Origin of the sequence: Domibacillus indicus (assembly GCF_000970685.1) — a bacterium.
Lineage (GTDB): Bacteria > Bacillota > Bacilli > Bacillales > Domibacillaceae > Domibacillus > Domibacillus indicus.
In genome coordinates this window covers 567,548-590,169 of sequence record NZ_LAJB01000002.1, presented here as the reverse complement: position 1 = coordinate 590,169, position 22,622 = coordinate 567,548, and the positions used below count along the sequence as shown (strand labels likewise).

Below are 22,622 nucleotides of genomic sequence, written 5' to 3'. Positions count from 1 at the left end.
AGGAGTGGGGCAGCATGCTTGAAAAATGGGAAGGCATTGTGCTCCGGACAAATGACTATGGTGAAACAAATAAAATTGTCACGATGCTGACGCGTGAAAAGGGCAAAAAAGCGGCCGTTGCAAGAGGCGCTAAAAAAACAAACAGCCGTCTCTCAGGGGTCACGCAGCCGTTTACCCACGGTTATTTTCTGGTGCAGGGCGGCAGGGGGCTGGGCACGATGCAGCAAGGAGAAGCGCTCGATTCAATGCGACATATTCGTGAAGACTTAGTAAAAACAGCATATGCAGCATATATTGTTGAGCTGACAGACCGGACAACGGAGGATGGCGAAGCCGGAGCTCCGTTGTTTGAACTTGTCCGTAAAAGTCTTGCTTATATCAATGACGGAATGGATCCTGCGATTGTTACCAATATATTTGAAATGAAGATGCTGACGCAGGTGGGGCTGCGGCCGGAATTATCAGCCTGTGCAGTCTGCGGGGAAACAGAAGGGCAGTTTGGTTTTTCCGTTCGGGAAAATGGATTGATCTGTCACCGCTGTTTTGAAAAGGATCCGTACTACTTGCCGTTGTCGCAGGCTGCAATTCGTCTGCTTAGGCTTTTTTATTTTTTTGATCTTGACCGTTTGGGCTCTATCGATGTAAAAGAATCAACGAAAAAAGAGCTCCGGGCCGCGATTTCAATGTATTATGATGAATATGCGGGTTTGTTTTTAAAGTCACGCCGCTTCCTGGAACAAATGGAGCGGTTTGAGGACGTCTTTAAAAAAGATAAGAAGGAAGATTGACAAACGGGCGAATTTGCATTACTTTTTAATAGATAAAAATAAATAATGAAGTGCAGTGAAGGAAACAAGTAGGCATCATTTTTCTGACAAAGCGAGCCCGGGACAGTGAGAGCCAGGCCAGAAAGGATGTTGAACAGGCATTCCGGAGCACGTTTACAAGAAAGCGGCCATTAGGCAAATAGGGTGGAACCGCGGGTGATAAGCCCGTCCCTATGTACACAGTTTTGTGCTACATAGGGACGGGCTTTTTGCCGTTAAAAAAAGGAGGAACGACAATGAATATTCAAGAAATGATCTTAACGCTGCAAAAGCACTGGTCGGATCAAGGCTGTATTTTAATGCAGGCTTATGATGTAGAAAAAGGCGCAGGCACGATGAGCCCGTACACATTTTTACGGGCGATTGGACCGGAGCCCTGGAACGTTGCTTATGTAGAGCCGTCACGCCGCCCGGCAGACGGCCGGTACGGGGACAACCCGAACCGCCTGTATCAGCACCATCAGTTCCAGGTAATTATGAAGCCGTCACCGGACAATATTCAGGAGCTTTACTTGGACTCATTAAAAGCGCTTGGCATTGATCCCCTTGAACACGATATCCGTTTTGTTGAAGATAACTGGGAAAATCCGTCGCTTGGCTGCGCAGGCCTTGGCTGGGAAGTATGGCTGGACGGCATGGAAATTACCCAGTTTACGTATTTTCAGCAGGTTGGGGGGCTGGAGTGCAAGCCGGTATCCGTTGAGATTACATACGGCATTGAGCGCCTGGCATCTTACATTCAAGACAAAGAAAATGTATTTGAACTAGAATGGACAAACGGATTTACCGTACATGATATTTTTTATCAGCCAGAGTTTGAGCATTCAAAGTACACGTTCGAAACCTCGGATCCTGATATGCTGTTTAATTTATTTGGTGTGTATGAAAAAGAAGCAAAACGCCAAATGGATGAGGGGCTTGTACATCCCGCTTACGATTATGTTTTAAAATGTTCCCATGTCTTCAATGTACTTGATGCCCGGGGAGCGATTTCCGTTACGGAACGGACGGCTTATATAGGCCGAATGCGGAACCTGGCCCGCCAGGTAGCAAAAACATTTTATGAAGAAAGGGAAAAGCTAGGCTTCCCTATTTTAAACCGGAAAGGAGACGCGGCGCATGAGTAAAGATCTTTTATTAGAAATTGGCCTGGAGGAAATGCCGGCCCGGTTTGTTACCCAGTCCATGGAGCAGCTCGGTGAAAAAGTGAGTGCGTTCTTAAAGGAACTAAATATTGAATTTGGAGATGTTTATACGTATTCAACGCCAAGAAGACTGGCAGTAGTAGTGAAAGCAGTGTCAGAAGCACAGGCAGATATTAACGAAGAAGCAAAGGGACCGGCAAAAAAAATTGCCCGGACGGAAAATGGGGAATGGTCCAAAGCAGCTCTTGGCTTTGTAAAAGGACAGGGCATGACAACAAATGATATTTACTTTAAAGAAATAAAAGGCGTTGAGTATGCGCATGTCAAGAAATTCGTAAAAGGGCAGGAAACGACAGCCCTGCTGGCCGGCCTGGAAAATGTAGTGTTGTCTTTAACATTTGGCAAAAACATGCGCTGGGGATCAAACGATATCCGCTACGTTCGCCCAATCAAGTGGCTGGCCGCTTTGTTCGGACGGGATATTATCGCATTCAATGCTGCCAATGTGGAAACAGGCAATAAATCATTGGGCCACCGCTTTTTGGGAACGGAAGTAATCATTACTGAGCCGGCTGCCTATACAGAGGCCTTAAAAGAACAGTTTGTAATCGCTGACCCGGCTGAACGCCGTGAAATGATTTTGGCAGGATTAAAACAATTGGAAAAAGAAAACAATTGGGTGATTCCTGTGGATGAGTCGCTGCTGGAAGAAGTTAATAACCTGGTTGAGTATCCGACGGCTCTTTTTGGCTCTTTTAACGAAGAGTTTCTCGCATTGCCGGAAGAAGTGCTTATTACATCAATGAAGGAGCACCAGCGTTATTTTCCGGTGAAAAACGAAGAGGGAATGCTGCTTCCTTACTTTGTGACGATTCGAAACGGAAACAGCCATGCGATAGAAAAAGTAGCCCGCGGCAATGAAAAAGTTTTGCGTGCCCGCCTGGCTGATGCAGATTTCTTTTACAAAGAAGATCAAAAAACATCAATTGACGCATCACTCCAAAAGCTTGAAAAAATTGTATACCATGAAAAGATTGGCACTCTTTCGGAAAAAGTAGCCCGTATCCGCCGTATTACTGCTAAATTAGCAGAGCTGCTTTCTATTTCTGATGAAGTAAAAGAAAATGCGGACCGTGCGGCCGAAATCTGCAAATTTGACCTTGTTACCCAGATGGTTTATGAATTTCCAGAGCTGCAGGGTGTAATGGGGGAAAAATACGCCCGCCAAAAAGGCGAAAAAGAAGAAGTCGCTGTCGCGATTAATGAGCATTATATGCCTCGTTCAGCAGATGACGCGGTTCCAGCTGCAGTAACAGGAGCCCTTGTCAGCCTTGCGGACAAGCTTGACACGATTGTATCCTGCTTTGCGGTTGGCATTATTCCGTCAGGCTCTCAAGACCCGTATGCACTTCGCCGGCAGGCAGCAGGCATTGTGCAGACAATGATGGAACACAACTGGGATGTAACCCTTTCAGAGGTAATTTCCGCTGCGATCAAAGAAGTATTAGCAGATGGGGTTGGCGGTAAAACGGCTGATGCGCTGCAAACAGAGATCGGCTCATTCTTCACCCAGCGCGTGAAACACATCCTGCAGGAAAAAGCGATTCGTTATGACATTATTGACGCTGTTTTAACAAAAACAAGCACTCTTTCCGATATTAATGAAACAGCTGCTGTGTTAATGAATCATAAAGAAGATGATGGCTTTAAGGAAACGATTGAAGCATTAAGCCGCATTGTCAATATTTCGAAAAAAGCAGAAGGCGAGCATGACATTGATCCGGCTTTGTTTGAAAATGAGCAGGAAAAAGAACTCTATCATGAATATGTAAAGCTGCAAAGCGAGTGGGACAAAACAGCAGCGGCAGAAAGCCGTTTTCAAAAGCTGGCCGGGCTTAAGCCGGCAATTGAGCAGTATTTTGACCATACAATGGTGATGGCTGAAGAAGAAGAATTAAAACAAAACCGCCTGGCTGTTATGCGGCGCCTTGCCGGCCTTATCCTCGATTTTGCAGAAGTATCAGCAATTCTTGTAAAATAAACAGCTGAGCCTGCACTGCCCGCTGTTTATTCGTTGAAAATAAGCTATAATAAAAAGACGAAACAAGATAACGGGGTCCATTTTGACGGGGTGGTGAGGACGATCGAATTAAATAAACGGCAGGAAAAAATTCTGGAAATCGTAAAAGAAAACGGTCCGATAACGGGGGAAAACATTGCCGAACAGTTAAACTTAACCCGGGCAACACTGCGTCCGGACCTGGCTATTTTAACAATGGCCGGGTTTTTGGATGCGCGCCCGCGTGTTGGGTATTTTTATACCGGAAAGTCAGGCGCCCAGCTGCTGACAGAAAGCCTGGCGAAGCTGTATGTGCGTGATTTTCAGGCAGTGCCGGTCGTTGTGAAAGAGCAGGCAGCGGTTTATGATGCCATCGTTACCATGTTCCTTGAAGATGTCGGAACTTTATTTGTAGTGGATGAATCATTTTGTTTGTCCGGTGTGTTATCGAGAAAGGACCTGCTCCGCGCCAGCATTGGCAAGCAGGATTTAAACACTCTTCCGGTAAACATCATTATGACGCGTATGCCAAATATTGCTGTCTGTGAACGGGATGATTTGCTGCTGGATGTTGCCAGAACACTTCTTGATAAGCAAATTGACTGTGTTCCGGTTATAAAGAAAACGAAAAAAGGACAAGAAGTGATAGGCCGTGTAACGAAAACAACCATTACGCGGGCATTTGTGTCGTTAACTGATAATCATTAAAAGAAAGGCGGCTACATACGTGAATGATCCAATTATTTATATTGTGTCTGATTCCGTTGGCGAAACGGCGGAATTGGTTACAAAAGCAGCTTTAAGCCAGTTTAGTGGGCCGCATGCCGTCATTAAACGGTTTCCTTATGTGGAAGATCCAGCCCATATTGATGAAGTAATCAGCCTGGCCCGGGAAGACCAGGGAATTATTGTATACACGCTTGTAAAACCGGATATTCGGGCATACATGATTGAGTCTGCTGAGGCAAATAATATTAAAGTATTTGATTTAATCGGTCCGTTAATGGACCAGCTTGGATCCATGTATGCAATGCAGCCGTTGTTTGAACCGGGCCTGGTCCGCCGCCTTGATGAAGATTACTTTAAAAAAGTGGATGCGATTGAGTTTGCTGTAAAATACGACGACGGCAGAGATCCGCGCGGCTTGCTGAAAGCGGACATTATTTTAATCGGGGTTTCACGCACATCAAAAACGCCATTGTCCCAGTTTTTAGCCCATAAACGGGTAAAAGTAGCAAATGTGCCAATTGTCCCGGAAGTTGACCCGCCTCAGGAGTTATTTTCAGTGCCGAGAGAAAAATGCATCGGCTTGAAAATCAGTCCGGAAAAACTAAACTCAATCCGGCGGGAAAGGCTTATCTCACTTGGTCTTGATGACAGCGCCAGCTATGCGGATATGGAACGAATCAAAAAAGAATTAACTTATTTTGAGGAAATTACAAAGAAAATCGGCTGTGATGTTATTGATGTAACGAATAAAGCGGTTGAAGAAACAGCAAATATTATTATGAGCCTGTATCGAAGCCGGAAAAGTACATAATCAGTGGATTATGTACTTTTCATTTTTGTGAAAATGTTCTATAATAGAAAATTGTGATAAAAAGTATTAAGAAAAGGTTTAGACCTCTCTTTAAAAGAATAAACTAAGTATGTATCCTTTCTTTTAACCGCATTTGTATCGACAGGTATTCTTTTTAACGAACTTTTGTGCGAAAAGAAGGAATCTATTCACGTGTGTAGAATAAATAAAAAATACGATTTCACAGCTGGTGATGCCACATGTCTGGAAGAATTCCTGAAGCAACGATTCAACAGATTAAACAGGGCGTCGATATCGCCGACGTAATCGGGGATTACGTTCAGCTGAAAAAGCAAGGTCGAAATTATTTCGGTTTATGCCCATTTCACGGTGAAAATTCGCCGTCCTTTTCCGTATCGCCTGAAAAGCAAATTTATCACTGCTTTGGATGCGGTGCGGGAGGAAACGCCTTTACTTTTTTAATGGAAATGGATCAAATTTCATTTCAGGAAGCTGCCGCCAGGCTTGCCGAGCGTGCAGGTGTCATACTGGAGATTTCCCCATCAGAAAGCGAACAACCGACAAAAACAGACGAAAATTCCGATCTGTACGAAGCGCATGAACTGATGGCGAAATTTTACCGGCATCTTCTGCTTAACACGGAAGAAGGAAAAGAAGCTCTTGATTATTTGCGCAAACGCGGTTTTACAGAAGAAGATATTGACCGTTTTCAAATTGGCTGGGCATTGCCGCAGCCGGAATTCGCGTTAAATATCTTGCAAAAGCGCGGGTTTTCTATCGAGCGGATGGAACTAGCAGGGCTGTTAATCAAAAATGACGAAACGGGCCGTTATTTCGACCGTTTTCGTGGCAGGGTGATGTTTCCGCTTCATGACCAAAAAGGGCGTGTAGCCGGATTTTCGGGCCGTGATCTCCATAACGGACAGCCCAAATACTTAAATTCGCCTGAAACGCCTATTTTTCATAAGAGCAGCCTTTTGTATCATTTCAGCGCAGCACGGACTGCAATTAAGAAACAAAAGCAATTTATACTGTTTGAAGGCTTTGCAGATGTTATTGCGGCAGTGAGAGCTGGTTTTGGCCAGTCCGTTGCCGTTATGGGTACAGCTTTGACGGAAGAGCATATCAGGCAGTTAAAGCGTGTCTCCAATCAAGCCATTATATGCTATGACGGGGATAATGCCGGCTTAAATGCTGCTTATAAAGCAGCCAATATGCTGGAGAGTCATGATATATCAGTAAAAGTGACCATTCTTCCTGACCAGCTTGACCCTGATGAATTTATTAAGCAAAAAGGAGCGGACGCCTTTTCTGCTTACATTAAGGATTCCTCTCTTACGCTTATGGCGTTTAAAATGGATTATTTAAAACGCGGAAAGAATATGCGGGACGATGAGCAAAAGTTTCGTTATATTGAGGAAGTTCTTGCCGAAATTGCCGGCCTGAAAAAAGCAGTAGAGCGGGATCATTATCTTCGCCGTTTAGCTGATGAATTTTCGCTGTCACTGCAGGCGTTGCAGGAACAAGAAAAAATGCTGTTTTTAAAAAAGCGTCCACCCAGGACGGAACAGACAAAAGGAGAAAAAACGCCCGGTGCTTTTTCAGAGCGTGAACGTTCTATTCGACAATATCCGCGTCATGAAACAGCAGAACGAAGGCTGCTGGCCCACATGTTTGCTGCTCCAGCACTTGCCGAAAAAATTCGAAAGATGCTGGAAGGTGATCCGTTTTCAATTGATGAGCATCAAGCCCTCTTTACGTATCTGCTTGGTTATTATGAACAAACTGAAGAACCCGATATGGCATCTTTTTTATCTGTACTGCAAGATGATCAGCTTCGGCGGTTGGCGGTTGATATCAGCTTAATGACCGTGAATACTGAGCCTGGTGAAGAAGAACTGCATGATTATGTAAAAGAAATACAAAAACAGCACCGCCGTTTTGAAATTGAAGAGAAAAAAAGAGAGCGTATTGAAGCGGAAAAACGCCACGATTATGTAGGCGCTGCCCGCATTTTAAATGAAATTATTTCGCTTGAAAAGCTGCTTGCCCGCTAAGATTGTCCAGGAAGTTGGAAGGAGGGGGACTAATGGCTGAAAAGTCAACACGTTCCAAAGAAACTGAATTAACACTTGAAAAAGCAAAAGAACTTATTATTGAAACAGGTAAAAAAAGAGGGGAATTAACATATAATTACGTCGCAGATAAACTTGCTTCATTCGAAGTGGATTCGGGGCAGATCGATGAATTTTACGAATCGCTGACGGAGCAAGGCGTAGAACTTGTGGATGAAGAAGAGAGCAACGATGATGACGATCCAAACATCCAGGATTTAGAAAAAGAAAGTGAAGAATTCGATTTAAATGACCTCAGTGTTCCTCCGGGAGTGAAAATTAATGACCCGGTCCGTATGTATCTCAAAGAAATCGGACGTGTGGATCTTTTATCCGCTCAGGAAGAAATTGAGCTTGCCCACCGTATCGAAGAAGGTGATGAAGAAGCAAAACGCCGTCTTGCAGAAGCAAACCTGCGGCTGGTTGTCAGTATTGCAAAACGCTATGTAGGCCGCGGAATGCTGTTTCTTGACCTTATTCAGGAAGGCAACATGGGCCTAATTAAAGCGGTCGAAAAATTTGACTATCGAAAAGGGTTTAAATTTAGTACTTATGCGACCTGGTGGATTCGTCAGGCTATCACCCGCGCAATCGCCGACCAGGCACGCACCATTCGGATACCTGTCCATATGGTTGAAACGATCAACAAATTAATCCGGGTACAGCGCCAGCTTCTGCAAGACCTTGGCCGGGAACCGGCACCTGAAGAAATTGCCGAAGAAATGGATCTTACACCGGAAAAAGTGCGTGAGATTTTAAAAATTGCCCAGGAGCCTGTATCACTTGAAACGCCGATTGGTGAAGAAGATGACTCACATCTGGGTGATTTTATTGAAGACCAGGAAGCGACATCTCCATCCGAGCATGCTGCGTATGAACTGCTGAAAGAGCAGCTTGAAGATGTTCTTGATACATTAACTGACCGGGAAGAAAACGTACTTCGCCTCCGCTTTGGACTTGATGACGGCCGGACCCGTACACTTGAAGAAGTAGGGAAGGTATTCGGCGTTACCCGTGAGCGGATTCGCCAAATAGAAGCAAAAGCGCTTCGGAAACTGCGTCACCCAAGCCGGAGCAAGCGTCTTAAAGATTTTCTGGAATAATGTTATCACGTTTATATTATTTCTTTACATTCACGCCATTGAGTGAGCACGCCAATCCATTGGCTTTAAAGGCAGGCAAGCTTGTTCTTATGTTTAAGTCCGTTAAGCTTTATTCAGCGATAAAAGAGCTTAAGGCTTGATATAGAGAAGAAAATGAACCACAAGCCGGGGGCTTCCCGGCTTTTTTTATGCAGGAAAGCAGGAAAATCCGTTCTCGTCACGAATAGTACTTTAAATAACGGAGTGTGACGCAAGGTGAAACAAGAGAAAAAAGAAATTATTATTCAAGAAATTCTTCTTTGGAAAGAAAACCACATGCTTCCGCCTCATTATTGTGATTATTTGCTTGCTCTTTATACGCAGGGAGAAGAATTCACTGAGTCTGGCAGGCGGGCCAAAACAAGGCACGCTTACATAACTTCAGCAGTACTCGCTCTTTTACTGATTCCAGCTGCTGTATGTATTCTTTATTTTACGGAATTGTCTTTTCTTTTGCAAACAGTGATTTTGACAACTTTTGTCGGAAGCCTGCTGCTGCTGGCTATTTACTTTTCTCGGAAAAAGGTGCTGGCACCGCTTCTTTTTCTTGGAGCAGCTGTCTTGCTGCTGCTGCTTTCATTGGAATTGAATACACAGGTGATGAATGGGAATTCTTACACAATGTATGGCCTTCTTTCACTAAACTGTCTGCTCTGGATTTATACGGGATGGAAACTGAGACTTCTATACTTTACTATTTCGGGAATAACCGGTTTCTTTGTTATCCTTTTTTTCTTTGTAAAAAGCTAAATGTGTCGGAATTGCGACATAACAAAAAAATTTTAAGTAAGCCTTTTCCAAAGAATAATTTTCAAGTAAAATGATAGGTGTTTGTACTTTTTAATTTGCATGTATACATAAAAGGGAGGGGTAAACAGCATGAGTCGCAATCCATTAATTCCATTTTTATTGATTGCCGTATTCGGACTTGGATTAATGTTCTTCTTATCACTAGAAGGCATTGATAATGCAAAAGAAATTGCCGAGGAAGAAAAAGCAGCGGAAGAAGGCGGCGGTGAAACAGCTGCCGGGGGCGAGTTTGATCCAGAAGCACACTACCAGCAAGCTTGTATCGCCTGCCACGGCAGCAGCTATGAAGGCGGTGCCGGTCCATCACTTAAAGGAGTGGGCGAAAAGTACTCACAAGAGGAAATTCAGGATATTGTTGTAAATGGTAAAGGGTCTATGCCTCCGGGGCTTGTACCGCAGGAAAATGCCGAAGCGATGGCTGCCTGGGTTGCTGAAATTAAATAACAACAAGAAAAAGGCCTTGTAGATGCAAAGGCCTTTTTCTTATGAGAAGTATGATAAAATAGGGAAGAATTTTAATAAAAAGCGGTGAATGTAGATGAACAGCAATCAACTATCAAAGCGGCTTGAAACAGTCGCATCTTTTATTAAACCGGCTCAAACGTTTGCCGATATCGGTTCTGATCACGCGTATCTGCCCTGTTATGCGGTGAAAAAAGGCCTGGCCGAACGGGCAGTTGCCGGTGAAGTAGTGGAAGGTCCGTTTCAGTCTGCTAAAAGGCAGGTGGCTTCTGACGGGCTTTCAGAACAGATTGATGTGCGAAAAGGAAGCGGTCTTGCTGTCCTGTCTCCTGGCGAAGTAGAGTGTATTACCATTGCCGGGATGGGGGGGCCGTTAATAGCTTCAATCTTAGAAGAAGGAAGAGAAAAGCTGAATGGCGTTCAAAAGCTTGTGCTGCAGCCGAACATTGCTGCTCATGCTGTTCGCAGCTGGCTTAATGAAAATGGATGGGCCATTGAAACGGAAGCAATCCTGGAAGAAGACGGCCAGGTGTATGAAGTAATCAGTGCCATTTCAAAGCCCGGACAAAAACTTTCTGAACAAGAACGCTACTTTGGGCCATTTTTGATGAAAGAAAAAAATAAAGCATTTCTTTTAAAATGGAAGCGTGAGCTTGAGCAAATTGAACAAGTACTGGGCCAGCTGGAAAGAGCTGCTGAAAGCGAAGGAACAGTACAAAGAAAACATGAGCTGAACAAAAGAAAAGATTGGATAAAGGAAGTGACCGGCTATGAAAACACCTAACGGCCATGAAATCATTGGACTTTTTGAACAATTTTCCCCGAAATCCTATGCAATGGAAGGAGATAAGGTTGGCCTGCAGGTTGGCCGCCTTAATAAACCGTGTTCCCGTGTTATGATCGCACTCGATGTTCTTGAAGAAGTAGTCGATGAAGCTATCAGCCAAAACGTGCAGCTCATTATTGCCCACCATCCGGTTATTTACCGTCCACTCGCTTCTATCCAGACGGAGCAAACATCGGGCCGGATCATTGAAAAGCTCCTGAAATATGATATTGCTGTTTATGCAGCGCATACAAACCTCGATGTGGCGGACGGAGGGGTAAATGACCTGCTGGCCGCTGCCCTTGGCCTAACGGGCACAGAGGTGCTTGTACCGACTGTAACAGAAGAGCTTCGCAAACTGGCTGTTTTTGTACCCGCTGATTATGCTGAGAAGGTAAGAGCGGCGCTTGGAAAAGCCGGTGCCGGATTTATCGGGCAATACAGCCACTGCTCTTTCTCACAGGAAGGAACTGGACGGTTTCAGCCGGAATCCGGGGCTGATCCGTTTATTGGGCAAACCGGAAAACTGGAAACAGTAAAAGAAGAAAAAATAGAAACGATTTACCCGGCACAACTGGAGAAGAAAGTGCTGGGCGCCATGTTTAAATCACATCCGTACGAGGAAGTGGCCTATGACATCTATCCGTTGCAAAACAAAGGAACGATGCTTGGCCTTGGACGCATTGGTTCTCTTCCGGAAGAGATGACACTTAAACAATTTGCACAGCATACAAAGCATTCCCTTGATTCGGGCGGCGTCCGGGTTGTTGGTGACATGGACCGGACCGTTCGAAAAGTGGCGGTTCTGGGCGGAGACGGAAATAAATACTGGCAGGCTGCTTTGCGGAAAGGGGCAGACGTTTATGTAACCGGCGACTTTTATTACCATACAGCACATGATGCGGATGCAGAAGGCCTGGCCGTTGTAGATCCGGGCCATAATGTAGAGAAAGTAATGAAAAAAGGGATTGCTTTACTGCTCCAGGAATGGGCTTCCGATCAAAAATGGGAAGTGGAGTTTATTGCGTCAGCGGTTCATACCGATCCATTCCAATTTGTATGAAAAAAGCAGCTCCGATCCTCGGAGCTGCTTTTTAGCGTGAAGTTAAAGTGGATTTTTTTACTTTCGGCAAAATTTTCTCAAGCGGTACTTTCCGTTCACGCATCCAGGTAGACTCGTCCTCTGGATCAAACGCTTCTAGAAATTGAATCACTTCTTTTACGATAGGTGTCGGGGTGGATGCGCCTGCCGTAACAGCCACTGTTTTAGCATCTTTCAGCCAGTCAATTTTAATCTCTGAAACATCGGACACACGGTAAGCGGCTGTGCCGGCAATTTCAATCGAAACCTGGGCCAGCCGGTTCGAGTTGTTGCTTTTCGGATCGCCAACTACGATAAGAACATCCGCATCGCCTGCTTGTTCTGCCACGGCTTCCTGGCGTACCTGTGTCGCCAGGCAGATTTCTTTGTGCATTTCCGCATGGGGATATTTTTCTTTAATAGCATCCATAATACCCATTACATCCCACTGGCTCATTGTTGTCTGGTTTGTAACAATAATTTTCGGATTTTCAATTTGAAGTGCCTGCACATCGTTTGCATTTTCAACCAGGTGTACAATTTCCGGCGCAACACCAACAGCACCCTCCGGCTCAGGGTGGCCCTTTTTGCCAATATAAATGACATGATAGCCTTCTGCTTTTTTAGCGCGGATCAAATCATGTGTAACGGTTACATCGGGGCAAGTTGCATCAATAGTTGTCAGGTTTTTTTTACGGGCAATTTCACGAACTTCCGGTGAAACGCCGTGAGCTGTAAAAATAATGGTTCCTTCCTGCACCTGCTCAATAATTTCTTTGCGGTTTTTGCCGTCGAGAGTAATGATGCCTTCTGCTTCAAAAGCATCTGTCACATGTTTGTTATGAACAATCATGCCCAAAATATAAATGGGGCGCGGCAATGTTTTATCAAGAGCGGCATTGCGGGCAATGACCATTGCGTCAACTACGCCGTAGCAATAGCCGCGGGGTGAAATTTTAATAATTTCCATACAGGAGCCTCCTCTATCTTCTCTCTTCTATTATAAAGGAGAAAACGTTGAAAACAAAGTGATCAACTAATCCGTCCGGGAAACCAGGGTACTGATTCAGCAGTTTGCTTTTTTACCCGTTCCGGCTCCTGTACCGGCTCTGTCTGCGGTTTACGCTTTGAAACTGCATCATTCGGCTCAGTTTCACTATCGGGGTCTGGCATAGATTGAACAGCGCGATACAATTTCCACATGGATGGCAGGTTTCTTACCATAGGGCCGTATTGCTCAACGAGCGGCCTCATTTGCTCGGCTGCTGCCATAACTTGTCTTGCCTGCTCAAGCCACCTTCCGGATTTCCCTGCAATGCCTGCAATGCCTGCAGCAGATCCGGGCACAGAGCCCGGTCTTCCTGGAGAGCCGAAAAATGGCGGAAGAGACTGGACAGGCGGGCGAGAGGGATACGGATAAAAAAAGCGGCGGCTGGCATTCGGTGCATATCGGTACAGCAACGTAGTCACCCTTTCCTTTTTCTCTATCGTATTCATTCTGGAAACGTCGTGTGCGTAAACCTTTTTTTGCTTTCTTTCCTCTTTTGGTATATTATCGTAACGTGCATAAACTTTGAACGTGAAAGGAATTTGATGCCAGATGGCAAACTATACATTTGAACAATTCGGACTTAAACCGTTTATTTATAAAGGTATTGAAGCGTTACGCTTTAAAGAGCCAACACCAATACAGCGCAGTATGGTTCCCCTTATTTTAAAAGGAGAAAGTGCAGTCGGCCAGTCACAAACCGGGACCGGCAAGACTCACTCATATGTACTTCCAATTTTAAATCGAATTCAAACCGATAAACAGGAAGTGCAGGCCGTCATCACAGCGCCCACGCGTGAGCTTGCGACCCAGATTTACCAGGCTTTTCAAAAAGTAGCAAAGGAATCAGAAGAAGAAATTTCAGTCCGCCACTTTGTAGGCGGAACAGATAAAAAGCGGGATGTTGAACGCTTAAAAAGCCCGCCGCATATCATGATCGGCACACCCGGAAGAATTGCGGACTTAATTGGCGATAACGCGGTTTCTGTTCATAAAGCGGATATGCTGGTAGTAGATGAAGCTGATTTAATGCTGGATATGGGCTTCATTAATGACGTAGACCGAATTGCCTCCGGAATGCCGGAAGAGCTTGGCATGTTTGTTTTCTCCGCCACTATTCCTCAGAAATTAAAGCCATTTTTGAAAAAATATATGGAGAATCCGGAATATGTGCACATTGAGCCTAAACGGGCATCTGCTGCCAATATTGAGCATCTGCTTATTCCTGCTAAAAGCCGTGACAAAGTAGATGTGGTTTATGATTTATTAAAAGCATTTAATCCGTACCTGGCTGTTGTTTTTACCAATACAAAGCAAAAAGCGGACGAAGTGGCAGACAGGCTTGCTGAAAAAGGTTTAAAAACGGGACGTATCCACGGGGATTTGCCGCCGCGTGAACGGAAAAAAATGATGAAGCAGATTCATGATCTTGACTACCAATATATTGTGGCAACTGACCTTGCTGCCCGCGGTATTGATATTGAAGGAGTCAGCCACGTTATTAACTATGAACTCCCGACAGATCTCGATTTTTACATTCACCGGGCAGGGCGGACTGCCCGTGCAGGTGCATCCGGTATTTGTGCCACTGTTTACGTGCCGGCTGATGAAGATGCAATTGCAAAGCTTGAGAAGCGGGATATTACATTTTCAAATGGTGACCTCCGCAACGGAGAAATGGTGGAGACGGCTGACCGCAACCGCCGGAAAAAACGAGAGAAAAAAGAAGATACAGTCAATCCAAAAATAAGAGCGGTCACAAGCCGACCGCAAAAAGTAAAGCCGGGCTATAAAAAGAAGCGGAAAGCAGAAGTCGCAAAAATTCAAAAGCGCCAGCGCCGTATCGATGCCCGCAACAAAAAGTAACAGGGAGTTTGAGGAATGTTGAAAATCGGATCACATGTTTCAATGAGCGGCAAAAAAATGCTGCTTGGTGCCAGTGAGGAAGCTGTTTCTTACGGAGCATCCACTTTTATGGTTTACACAGGCGCACCGCAAAACACGCGCCGCAAGCCGATTGAAGAATTAAATATTGAGGCGGGGCGCCGGCATATGGAGCAAAACGGCATTGAGGAGATCGTCGTTCATGCTCCTTATATTATAAATCTTGGCAATTCTATCAAGCCGGAAACATTTCAGCTTGGCGTCGATTTTTTACAGATGGAAATCGAACGGTCAACAGCAATCGGTGCCGGCCAGATTGTCCTTCATCCTGGCGCTCATGTGGGCGCTGGCACAGAAGCAGGGCTTAAAAAAATTGCGGAGGGCTTAAACGAAGTGCTCGAGCAAAGCCAGAACGTGCAAATTGCCCTGGAAACGATGGCTGGCAAAGGAACTGAATGCGGACGGCGTTTTGAAGAAATCGCCATGATTATGGATATGGTAAACCATAATGATAAATTATCGGTCTGCTTTGACACGTGTCATACGCACGATGCAGGTTATAATATCCGCGATAATTTTGACGGTGTACTGGAGCAATTTGACCATATTATTGGAATTGACCGCTTAAAAGTTCTTCATATAAACGACAGCAAAAACGAGTGCGGTGCCGGCAAGGACCGTCATGAAAATATTGGTTTTGGCCATATTGGCTTTGAGGCACTTTCTTACATTGTGCATCATCCACAGCTTAAAAGTGTGCCGAAAATTTTAGAAACGCCATTTATTGGTGAAGAGAAAAATACAAAAAAACCGCCGTACCTTCAAGAAATCGCCATGCTTCGTGCAAAGCAGTTTGATGAAAGCGTGCGGAAAAAAATCACAGAAGGCGTTACAATTTAAGAAAGTGCATGTATGGACGGAGCATCATTTCAAGGGCAGCTGCTTCTCGTTTACCGAGAATCCTCTCAGCCGCTTGAAACAGCTCGGTCCTTTTTTCTTCTGAAAACAAATCTACTTTATGATGTGCGAGCCATTCAATGAACTGATCCGCCTGTTTTTCTGTTAACGCCACCTGAAATTTTTGGGCCTGCTGCAAAAGTTCGGCTTTGGTAATGGTTTGAACACGCCGATTGATCATCTGATGAAGGTGCTGCATAATCTGCTCCTTTCCCGAGTTTGCTTGATTTACTTGCAAGCGGCCATACTGTATACTGTATAATGTCTAAATCGTAATCATTCTTACCATTAAAGGAGTTACTATATATGAAGGAAAAACCGCCTGTCATTGATATACGCGATGTAAACTTTCGTTATGACCGCGAAAATGTACTAGAGCATATCAATTTATCAATTCCGAAAGGTGCCTTCGTCGGCCTGGTCGGACCAAACGGCTCCGGAAAATCAACATTGCTGAAAATTATTTTGGGGCTCTTAAAAATAAAAGAAGGGTCTGTCGAGCTTTTTGGTATTCCCCAGGAGAAATTTAAAGAATGGGACCGAATCGGCTTTGTTTCTCAAAAAGCGAACTCATTTAATACAGGCTTCCCGGCAACAGTGGCTGAAGTAGTGATGGGCGGACTGGTAAAAAAGGTTGGATTGTTTCGACGGCCCGGCCAAAAAGAAAAAGACGCCGTAAAACGGGCTGTGAAGGCGGTCGGCATGGAATCCTTTTTAACAAGAAATATTGGAGATTTATCAGGAGGCCAGCAGCAGCGAGTTTTTATCGCTCGGGCCATTGTATCAAATCCATCTGTATTAATCTTAGATGAGCCGACTGTTGGAGTAGACAGCCAGAATGTTGATTCGTTCTATCGTATGCTGACGTATTTAAATCAAGAACTCGGCATGACACTTTTGCTTGTTACCCACGATATTGGCACGATTACTGATAAAGTGACCCATGTTGCCTGTTTGAATAAATATTTACATTTCCATGGCAGTATGGAACAATTTGTGGAGCTGGATGAACAGGAACTGTCCGATCTATATGGACACGGCATCCGCCTGCTTGATCATCACCACGATCATTGAAGGGAAGAATATAATGATAGAAGCTATTTTTACGTATAAATTTTTGCAAAACGCTTTTCTGTCCGGGGCGATTATTGGCATTATCGCACCGCTTCTTGGTGCTTTTATTGTAGTGCGGCGCTTATCGCTTATTGCGGATGCCCTCAGCCATGTAACACTGTCCGGCATTGCAGCCGGCCTGCTTCTCGGGCAGAAGGCATCATTGTTTGCAGGAGTGAATCCTCTTTATTTTGGAATGGCGTTTTCCGTGGGCGGCTCTTTACTAATTGAGCGGCTGCGCAATGTATATCGACATTATCAGGAATTAGCCATTCCGATTATGATGTCAGGAGGAATTGGAATTGGCGTTATTTTTATCTCACTTTCCGATAAGGGGTTAAACACAGACTTATTCGGCTATTTATTCGGCAGTATCAGTGCGGTCAGCCGGACAGACCTTTATGCCGTAATTACGATCAGCGCCATTGTCCTTATTACGGTATACTTTCTTTATAAAGAGCTGTTTATTTTGTCCTTTGACGAAGAATTTGCCAAAGCATCGGGAATTCCGGCGAAAGCTGTTCATCTGGCGTTTATTATTTTAACAGCGCTCGTCATTGCAGTTTCCATGCGAATTGTCGGAGTATTGCTTGTGTCGGCGTTAATGACTCTTCCGGTTGCAGCTTCCATACGCCTTGCAAAAGGATTTAAGCAAACCATCTGGCTGTCTGTTTTATTTGGCGAGATATCCGTAATTACGGGTCTGATCAGTGCTTTTTATCTTGATCTTGCACCCGGCGGAACGATCGTTGTAACATCGATTCTTATTTTGCTCGGTGTGATTATTTGGAAAAAAGAAAAGAATTAATAGAGGGGGGGCTGTTTCATGAATCTATCAAAAGCAAGAGAAATTATGAAAGAAAAAGGCTATAAGCAAACAGGAAAACGGGAGGAAATGCTCGCGCTTTTTGCCCGTCACGATAAATACCTGACAGCCAAAGATGTTCTGGAGGAAATGAAAGAGGATTATCCCGGCTTAAGCTTTGATACTATTTACCGAAACCTGGCGCTTTTTGCCGAGATGGGTATATTGGAAGAAACCGAGTTATCAGGAGAGCGTCATTTTCGCTTTGCCTGCTCTCATAATCATCATCACCATCATTTCATTTGTTTGGACTGCGGGAAAACGAAAGAAATTCATATGTGTCCAATGAATGAAGTGGAGGAACTATCTGGCTGTGAAATTACCGGGCATAAGTTTGAAGTGTATGGAAAATGCGAAATATGCATGAAAAAGTGCGGCTAAGAATGGTTCTTAGCCGCACTTTTTACGTACGCAGCAGCGGACGGATTTGACCGAGCCGAAGCCATTGTTCTACCCATAAGTCTGCTTCATGCCAGTTATCAACCCGTATAACGCGGTCTGGTACCGGCTCCTGATTATAAGGAGTATTAAAAAGGACAACCGGAATGCCAAGTTCTTCTGCAATCATAACCGCATTATCATGTTTATCCTCAAAGAAAATATCAACCTCATGGCGTTTAGCCGATGCAATTTTATCATGAGAGCCGACTAACTCAATATGATCATAATAAATTTGTTGATCATGAAACCACTGTTTTGTCACATCAAAAAGGTGCTGGCGCCTTGCGCTGATAAAAAGCAGGTGAAACGTTTTTTGCCATTTTGCCAGTACATTGCCTGCTCCTTTTGCAAGAGGGGAGGCAGCATAAATAGCCGGCTCTGTTTGATCAAACCAGTCACGGACTTTATCGGGCGCAATATTTAAAGCCGCTGCAAGATCATATTCTTTGATGTCCTGCAGCGTGATATTGAGCGAAAACGATTCATTAATAAACGGAACAAGGCTGGACGGGCATGTCACTGTGCCGTCAATGTCAATACCAAAACGCTTTTCCTTTAACCTGTTCACTGCTCAACCGCAAGTGCCTGCTTGCGGTAAAATTCTTCCGCAATCAAGTCGATTTCTTTTTTTAATTCTTCAACCATTGTTTCTTCAGGAACTTTTCGAACCGTTTTGCCATGGCGGAACAAAAGTCCTTCACCACGGGCGCCTGCAATGCCGATATCTGCTTCCCGGGCTTCACCAGGGCCGTTTACAGCGCAGCCGAGAACAGCCACTTTGATTGGTGCTTTAATGGTTGAAATATATTCTTCTACTTCATTAGCGATAGCAATCAAGTCAATTTCAATTCGGCCGCAGGTTGGGCATGAAATAAGAGTGGCCGCATTAGCAGCAAGGCCAAAGGACTTCAGCAGTTCACGGGCTACTTTTACTTCCTCAACGGGATCGGCACTTAATGAAATGCGAAGAGTATTGCCGATTCCTTTGCTTAAAATGGCTCCAAGTCCGGCTGCGCTTTTTACGGTGCCGGCAAAAAGTGTACCCGACTCTGTGATTCCCAGGTGAAGCGGATAATCAAATGCTTTGGCTGCTTTTTCATACGCTTCAATTGCCAGATTAACATCCGAGGCCTTCATAGAAACGATAATGTCATGAAAATCAAGGTCTTCTAAAATTTTAATATGGTGCAGCGCACTTTCAACCATTCCATCCGCTGTAGGGTATCCGTATTTTTCAAGAATTTTACGTTCCAGGCTGCCGGCATTTACTCCGATACGAATGGGAATGCCTTTTGCCTTGGCAGCATTTACAACGGCTTCTACTTTTTCACGGCGTCCAATATTGCCCGGATTGATCCGGATTTTGTCAACACCCGCTTCAATTGCTTTTAATGCCAATTTATAGTCAAAATGAATATCAGCAACAAGGGGGATATTAATCCGGCTTTTAATAGCAGCAAGTGCATCCGCAGCGCGCTCGTCAGGAACGGCAACACGGACAACCTGGCACCCCGCTTCTTCAAGACGGTTAATTTCTGCTACCGTTGCTTCTACATCGTGTGTTTTTGTTGTTGTCATACTCTGGATAACAACTTGATCGTTGCCGCCAATGGTTAAATTGCCGACTTTAACAGGACGGGTTTTCGTGCGGTGGGTGATTTCACTCAATGGTGATTCGCTCCTTTAAAAGTTAATCTAAATGTATACCTGTTCTCATTCTATCAGAGGAACGCCCGTTCAGACAACAATTGAGTCTACCTCGGTATACCCGGAAGGAAGCGAATGGAAAAAAGAAGCATAATGGCAGTCAGCAGCCAGTCGAGCAAGTAATCAAACGAATAAGTTAATCCGCCCAGTTCTGCTGCTGTGGTGATAAGCAGCGGCAGGGTGAGGGAATAAGCCGCCATTCTGAACAAATGCCGGTATTCACCCCGCTTTTTTAAAAGGGAAACAAATAATACTCCAATTCCGGCAAATACTGTTGCTTTTAAAAATAATGTGAACGAAAGCAGTACATAATAGAAAAAAAGGCCTGCGGCAAGAAAAATACCTTTATTTTCCTCCTGATTCTGAACAGCCGTTAAAAATGGAAGAGATTCTTTCATTGCTTCTGCAGCCGAGGATGTTTCTCCTGTTAGATAGACAGCAGCTGCCCAAAAAGCCGGAATGCCCATCAAAACGGCAAGAAAAAACAAATAGGCAATAATCTTACCGATGCTTTGAAAACGGAAAGCAGCAATGTGCTTTGGCGAATATAAACTTTTACTAAATTGTTTAAATAACGACATTCGGCAAAAAGTCCTTTCTAAAACAAAATCATATTTATTATATAGGAGGAAATAAGCAGAATCTATAATTTGTTAAATAATAATTATTACAATATGTAATATTATTGTAACATAAAGTTCGTTTATTAATTAAATGTAAAGATTTTAAATAGGACCTTTACTTTTTCTATACGTTTTCTTCATAATTGGAGAGAATTTTGTCGAAATTAAGTGACTGGAGCTGAAAAAATGGAGATTAATATCCAAGAAATGCTGTTTCAATTTTTGGGCGGCCTTGGTATATTTTTGTATGGCATCAAGCAAATGGGGGACGGCCTGCAGGCGTCGGCCGGCGACCGCCTTCGTGATATTTTGGACAGGTTTACTACAAATCCGTTAATGGGTGTTTTAGCCGGGGTGCTGGTAACAATTTTGATTCAAAGCAGTTCTGGAACCACTGTTATTACTGTTGGACTGGTCAGTGCCGGCTTCATGACATTGAAGCAGGCAATCGGCGTAATTATGGGTGCGAATATTGGAACAACAGTCACTGCCTTTATTATTGGTATTGATATTGGTGAGTACGCCCTGCCGATTATAGCACTTGGTTCCATTCTCATTTTCTTTTTTAAAAGCAAAAGAACAAGCAATATCGGCCGAATTATCTTTGGGTTCGGCTCGCTATTCTATGGCCTGGAATTAATGAGTGGCGGAATGAAGCCGCTGCGGGAGATGGACGCTTTTCACGATTTAACGGTCAGCATGGCGGCAAGCCCGATTTTAGGAGTCGTAGTCGGGACTATTTTTACCGTTATCGTCCAGAGCTCCAGTGCGACAATCGGGATTCTGCAGGGTCTTTTTGCAGAAGGGCTGCTTGATTTAAATGCAGCACTGCCTGTTTTGTTTGGAGACAACATTGGTACAACCATTACAGCTGTTCTTGCTTCAATCGGAGCCTCCGTAGCAGCACGGCGCGCCGCTGCGACACATGTGCTGTTTAATATTATCGGCACAATTATTTTCTTGATTATTTTGCCGCTTTACACGGCGTTTGTAAGCTATTTGCAGCAATCAATGGGTTTGAATCCGGAAATGACCATTGCTTTTGCCCACGGAACATTTAACGTAACGAATACAATTATTCAATTGCCGTTTGTCGCGGTACTGGCAATGATCGTCACGAAGCTGATTCCGGGCGATGACTCATTCATTGAATATAAACCAAAGCATTTGGACCCGATTTTTATTGAACAGTCTTCGTCTATTGCTTTAAGCCAGGCAAAAGAAGAAGTCGTTCGCATGGGTGATTACGCAGTAAAAGGAATGGAAGAAACCCACCAGTATTTAAAAACGAAGCATCAAAAGCATGCGGCGATGGCTGAGCAGCTTGAAGAAGCCATTGACAATCTTGATCAGAAGATTACTGATTATCTGGTGGAAGTTGGCTCGAAGCAGCTGAGCGCCGCCGAGTCAGAACGCCATTCTACGTTATTAGACGCAGTCCGTGACATTGAGCGTATTGGAGACCATGCAGAAAATGTCTGTGAGCTGGTGGAATATCAACAGGCAAACAAAGTGTCAATTTCCGAGCAGGCGACAGCAGATTTGGACGAAATGTTTAAATTAACAATCGAAACGGTCTCGAAAGCGATTCGTGCGCTCGACGCAAATGATATGGATCTTGCCGGTGAAGTGGCCAAGCAGGAAGAGCAGATTGACAAAATGGAGAGAAAACTCCGCAAACAGCATATTTTGCGCTTGAATGAAGGGAAATGCACAGGCCAGGCAGGCATTGTGTTCGTTGATATTATTTCCAATTTGGAGCGCATGGGCGATCATGCTGTCAATATAGCGGAAGCGGTCCTTGGAATCCGTGATTTATAAGAAGGAAGCAGCCGTCATGGCTGCTTTTTTTATTATGCTTTTGTATCCAGTTAGAGGCCTGCAGAAGAAGGGTTTTTCTTGTGGGCATATTCATTGCACCGTATTCACAATTTTGTTAATCTTGTTATGTTAAGTAAAACACTTTATTTTTGGGAGG

23 protein-coding genes are annotated in these 22,622 nt (G+C 44.3%); 17 read left to right on the top strand and 6 right to left on the bottom strand.

Annotated elements, in window-relative coordinates; all coding sequences use genetic code 11:
- Positions 1 to 14 precede the first annotated feature (14 nt).
- The 11 genes from recO (at position 15) to VP98_RS03320 (ending at position 11,988) form a co-directional block, all read left to right on the top strand.
- Complete coding sequence (gene recO, locus VP98_RS03370) at positions 15 to 788, top strand: DNA repair protein RecO (protein WP_046173863.1); 774 nt, start codon at positions 15 to 17, stop codon at positions 786 to 788.
- 275 nt (positions 789 to 1,063) lie between these two features.
- Positions 1,064 to 1,954 carry a glycine--tRNA ligase subunit alpha gene (gene glyQ, locus VP98_RS03365; RefSeq protein WP_046173862.1) on the top strand — a complete coding sequence of 297 codons (891 nt, stop codon included), beginning with the start codon at positions 1,064 to 1,066 and terminating at the stop codon, positions 1,952 to 1,954.
- A complete protein-coding gene (gene glyS, locus VP98_RS03360) occupies positions 1,947 to 4,013 on the top strand; it encodes a glycine--tRNA ligase subunit beta (RefSeq protein ID WP_046173861.1) in 2,067 nt (688 codons plus the stop codon). Before glyQ ends, glyS begins: the two co-directional genes overlap by 8 nt.
- 90 nt (positions 4,014 to 4,103) lie before the next feature.
- Positions 4,104 to 4,739 (top strand): helix-turn-helix transcriptional regulator, encoded by a 636-nt coding sequence (locus VP98_RS03355; RefSeq protein WP_046174140.1) that lies wholly within the window; start codon positions 4,104 to 4,106, stop codon positions 4,737 to 4,739.
- 19 nt (positions 4,740 to 4,758) lie between these two features.
- Positions 4,759 to 5,571: a pyruvate, water dikinase regulatory protein gene (locus VP98_RS03350; protein WP_046173860.1), complete on the top strand. Its 813-nt coding sequence runs from the start codon at positions 4,759 to 4,761 to the stop codon at positions 5,569 to 5,571.
- 239 nt (positions 5,572 to 5,810) lie between these two features.
- Positions 5,811 to 7,628 (top strand): DNA primase, encoded by a 1,818-nt coding sequence (dnaG, locus tag VP98_RS03345; protein ID WP_046173859.1) that lies wholly within the window; start codon positions 5,811 to 5,813, stop codon positions 7,626 to 7,628.
- 32 nt (positions 7,629 to 7,660) lie between these two features.
- Positions 7,661 to 8,788: an RNA polymerase sigma factor RpoD gene (rpoD, locus tag VP98_RS03340; protein ID WP_046173858.1), complete on the top strand. Its 1,128-nt coding sequence runs from the start codon at positions 7,661 to 7,663 to the stop codon at positions 8,786 to 8,788.
- A gap of 255 nt (positions 8,789 to 9,043) precedes the next feature.
- Positions 9,044 to 9,577 carry a hypothetical protein gene (locus VP98_RS03335; RefSeq protein ID WP_231584099.1) on the top strand — a complete coding sequence of 178 codons (534 nt, stop codon included), beginning with the start codon at positions 9,044 to 9,046 and terminating at the stop codon, positions 9,575 to 9,577.
- 129 nt (positions 9,578 to 9,706) lie between these two features.
- Positions 9,707 to 10,081 carry a cytochrome c550 gene (gene cccA, locus VP98_RS03330; RefSeq protein WP_046173857.1) on the top strand — a complete coding sequence of 125 codons (375 nt, stop codon included), beginning with the start codon at positions 9,707 to 9,709 and terminating at the stop codon, positions 10,079 to 10,081.
- 94 nt (positions 10,082 to 10,175) lie between these two features.
- Entirely contained in the window at positions 10,176 to 10,883 is a 708-nt protein-coding gene (locus VP98_RS03325; protein WP_046173856.1) for a tRNA (adenine(22)-N(1))-methyltransferase, read from the top strand.
- A complete protein-coding gene (locus VP98_RS03320) occupies positions 10,870 to 11,988 on the top strand; it encodes a Nif3-like dinuclear metal center hexameric protein (protein WP_046173855.1) in 1,119 nt (372 codons plus the stop codon). Before VP98_RS03325 ends, VP98_RS03320 begins: the two co-directional genes overlap by 14 nt.
- 31 nt (positions 11,989 to 12,019) lie before the next feature.
- Here the strand turns inward: VP98_RS03320 and VP98_RS03315 are convergent, their stop codons facing one another.
- The gene (locus VP98_RS03315; RefSeq protein ID WP_046173854.1) at positions 12,020 to 12,976 is read right to left on the bottom strand and encodes a 4-hydroxy-3-methylbut-2-enyl diphosphate reductase; all 957 of its coding nucleotides are present in this window, start codon (positions 12,974 to 12,976) and stop codon (positions 12,020 to 12,022) included.
- Between the two features lie 62 nt (positions 12,977 to 13,038).
- Positions 13,039 to 13,476, bottom strand: coding sequence for a VrrA/YqfQ family protein (gene vrrA / locus VP98_RS03310; protein WP_197076541.1), 438 nt, complete (start codon positions 13,474 to 13,476; stop codon positions 13,039 to 13,041).
- Positions 13,477 to 13,606: 130 nt separating this feature from the next.
- Between vrrA and VP98_RS03305 the strand changes: the two genes are divergently transcribed.
- Positions 13,607 to 14,920, top strand: coding sequence for a DEAD/DEAH box helicase (locus VP98_RS03305; RefSeq protein ID WP_046173853.1), 1,314 nt, complete (start codon positions 13,607 to 13,609; stop codon positions 14,918 to 14,920).
- 15 nt (positions 14,921 to 14,935) lie between these two features.
- The gene (locus VP98_RS03300; RefSeq protein WP_046173852.1) at positions 14,936 to 15,838 is read left to right on the top strand and encodes a deoxyribonuclease IV; all 903 of its coding nucleotides are present in this window, start codon (positions 14,936 to 14,938) and stop codon (positions 15,836 to 15,838) included.
- Here VP98_RS03300 and VP98_RS03295 read toward each other — a convergent pair.
- Positions 15,828 to 16,094: a DUF2624 family protein gene (locus VP98_RS03295; protein ID WP_046173851.1), complete on the bottom strand. Its 267-nt coding sequence runs from the start codon at positions 16,092 to 16,094 to the stop codon at positions 15,828 to 15,830. The genes VP98_RS03300 and VP98_RS03295 overlap by 11 nt on opposite strands.
- Before the next feature lie 107 nt (positions 16,095 to 16,201).
- Here VP98_RS03295 and VP98_RS03290 point away from each other — a divergent pair, with 107 nt between their 5' ends.
- Genes VP98_RS03290 through VP98_RS03280 form a run of 3 tightly spaced genes read left to right on the top strand, consistent with a single transcriptional unit; the run spans position 16,202 to position 18,254 of the window.
- Positions 16,202 to 16,969, top strand: a complete 768-nt coding sequence (locus VP98_RS03290; protein ID WP_046173850.1) for a metal ABC transporter ATP-binding protein — start codon at positions 16,202 to 16,204, stop codon at positions 16,967 to 16,969.
- Between the two features lie 13 nt (positions 16,970 to 16,982).
- Positions 16,983 to 17,816, top strand: a complete 834-nt coding sequence (locus VP98_RS03285; protein WP_046173849.1) for a metal ABC transporter permease — start codon at positions 16,983 to 16,985, stop codon at positions 17,814 to 17,816.
- 18 nt (positions 17,817 to 17,834) lie between these two features.
- Positions 17,835 to 18,254 carry a Fur family transcriptional regulator gene (locus tag VP98_RS03280; RefSeq protein ID WP_046173848.1) on the top strand — a complete coding sequence of 140 codons (420 nt, stop codon included), beginning with the start codon at positions 17,835 to 17,837 and terminating at the stop codon, positions 18,252 to 18,254.
- Positions 18,255 to 18,276: 22 nt separating this feature from the next.
- Here VP98_RS03280 and VP98_RS03275 read toward each other — a convergent pair whose 3' ends face one another.
- The 3 genes from VP98_RS03275 to VP98_RS03265 all read right to left on the bottom strand — a co-directional run bounded on the left by VP98_RS03275 (position 18,277) and on the right by VP98_RS03265 (position 20,602).
- Complete coding sequence (locus VP98_RS03275) at positions 18,277 to 18,882, bottom strand: nucleotidase (protein WP_046173847.1); 606 nt, start codon at positions 18,880 to 18,882, stop codon at positions 18,277 to 18,279.
- Positions 18,879 to 19,973, bottom strand: coding sequence for a flavodoxin-dependent (E)-4-hydroxy-3-methylbut-2-enyl-diphosphate synthase (ispG, locus tag VP98_RS03270; protein ID WP_197076553.1), 1,095 nt, complete (start codon positions 19,971 to 19,973; stop codon positions 18,879 to 18,881). The genes VP98_RS03275 and ispG overlap by 4 nt, the downstream gene beginning before the upstream one ends.
- Before the next feature lie 95 nt (positions 19,974 to 20,068).
- Positions 20,069 to 20,602, bottom strand: coding sequence for a DUF1189 family protein (locus tag VP98_RS03265; RefSeq protein WP_046173845.1), 534 nt, complete (start codon positions 20,600 to 20,602; stop codon positions 20,069 to 20,071).
- Between the two features lie 228 nt (positions 20,603 to 20,830).
- Between VP98_RS03265 and VP98_RS03260 the strand changes: the two genes are divergently transcribed.
- On the top strand, positions 20,831 to 22,465 hold the full coding sequence (locus VP98_RS03260) for a Na/Pi cotransporter family protein (RefSeq protein WP_046173844.1): 1,635 nt from the start codon (positions 20,831 to 20,833) through the stop codon (positions 22,463 to 22,465).
- Positions 22,466 to 22,622: the final 157 nt, after the last annotated feature.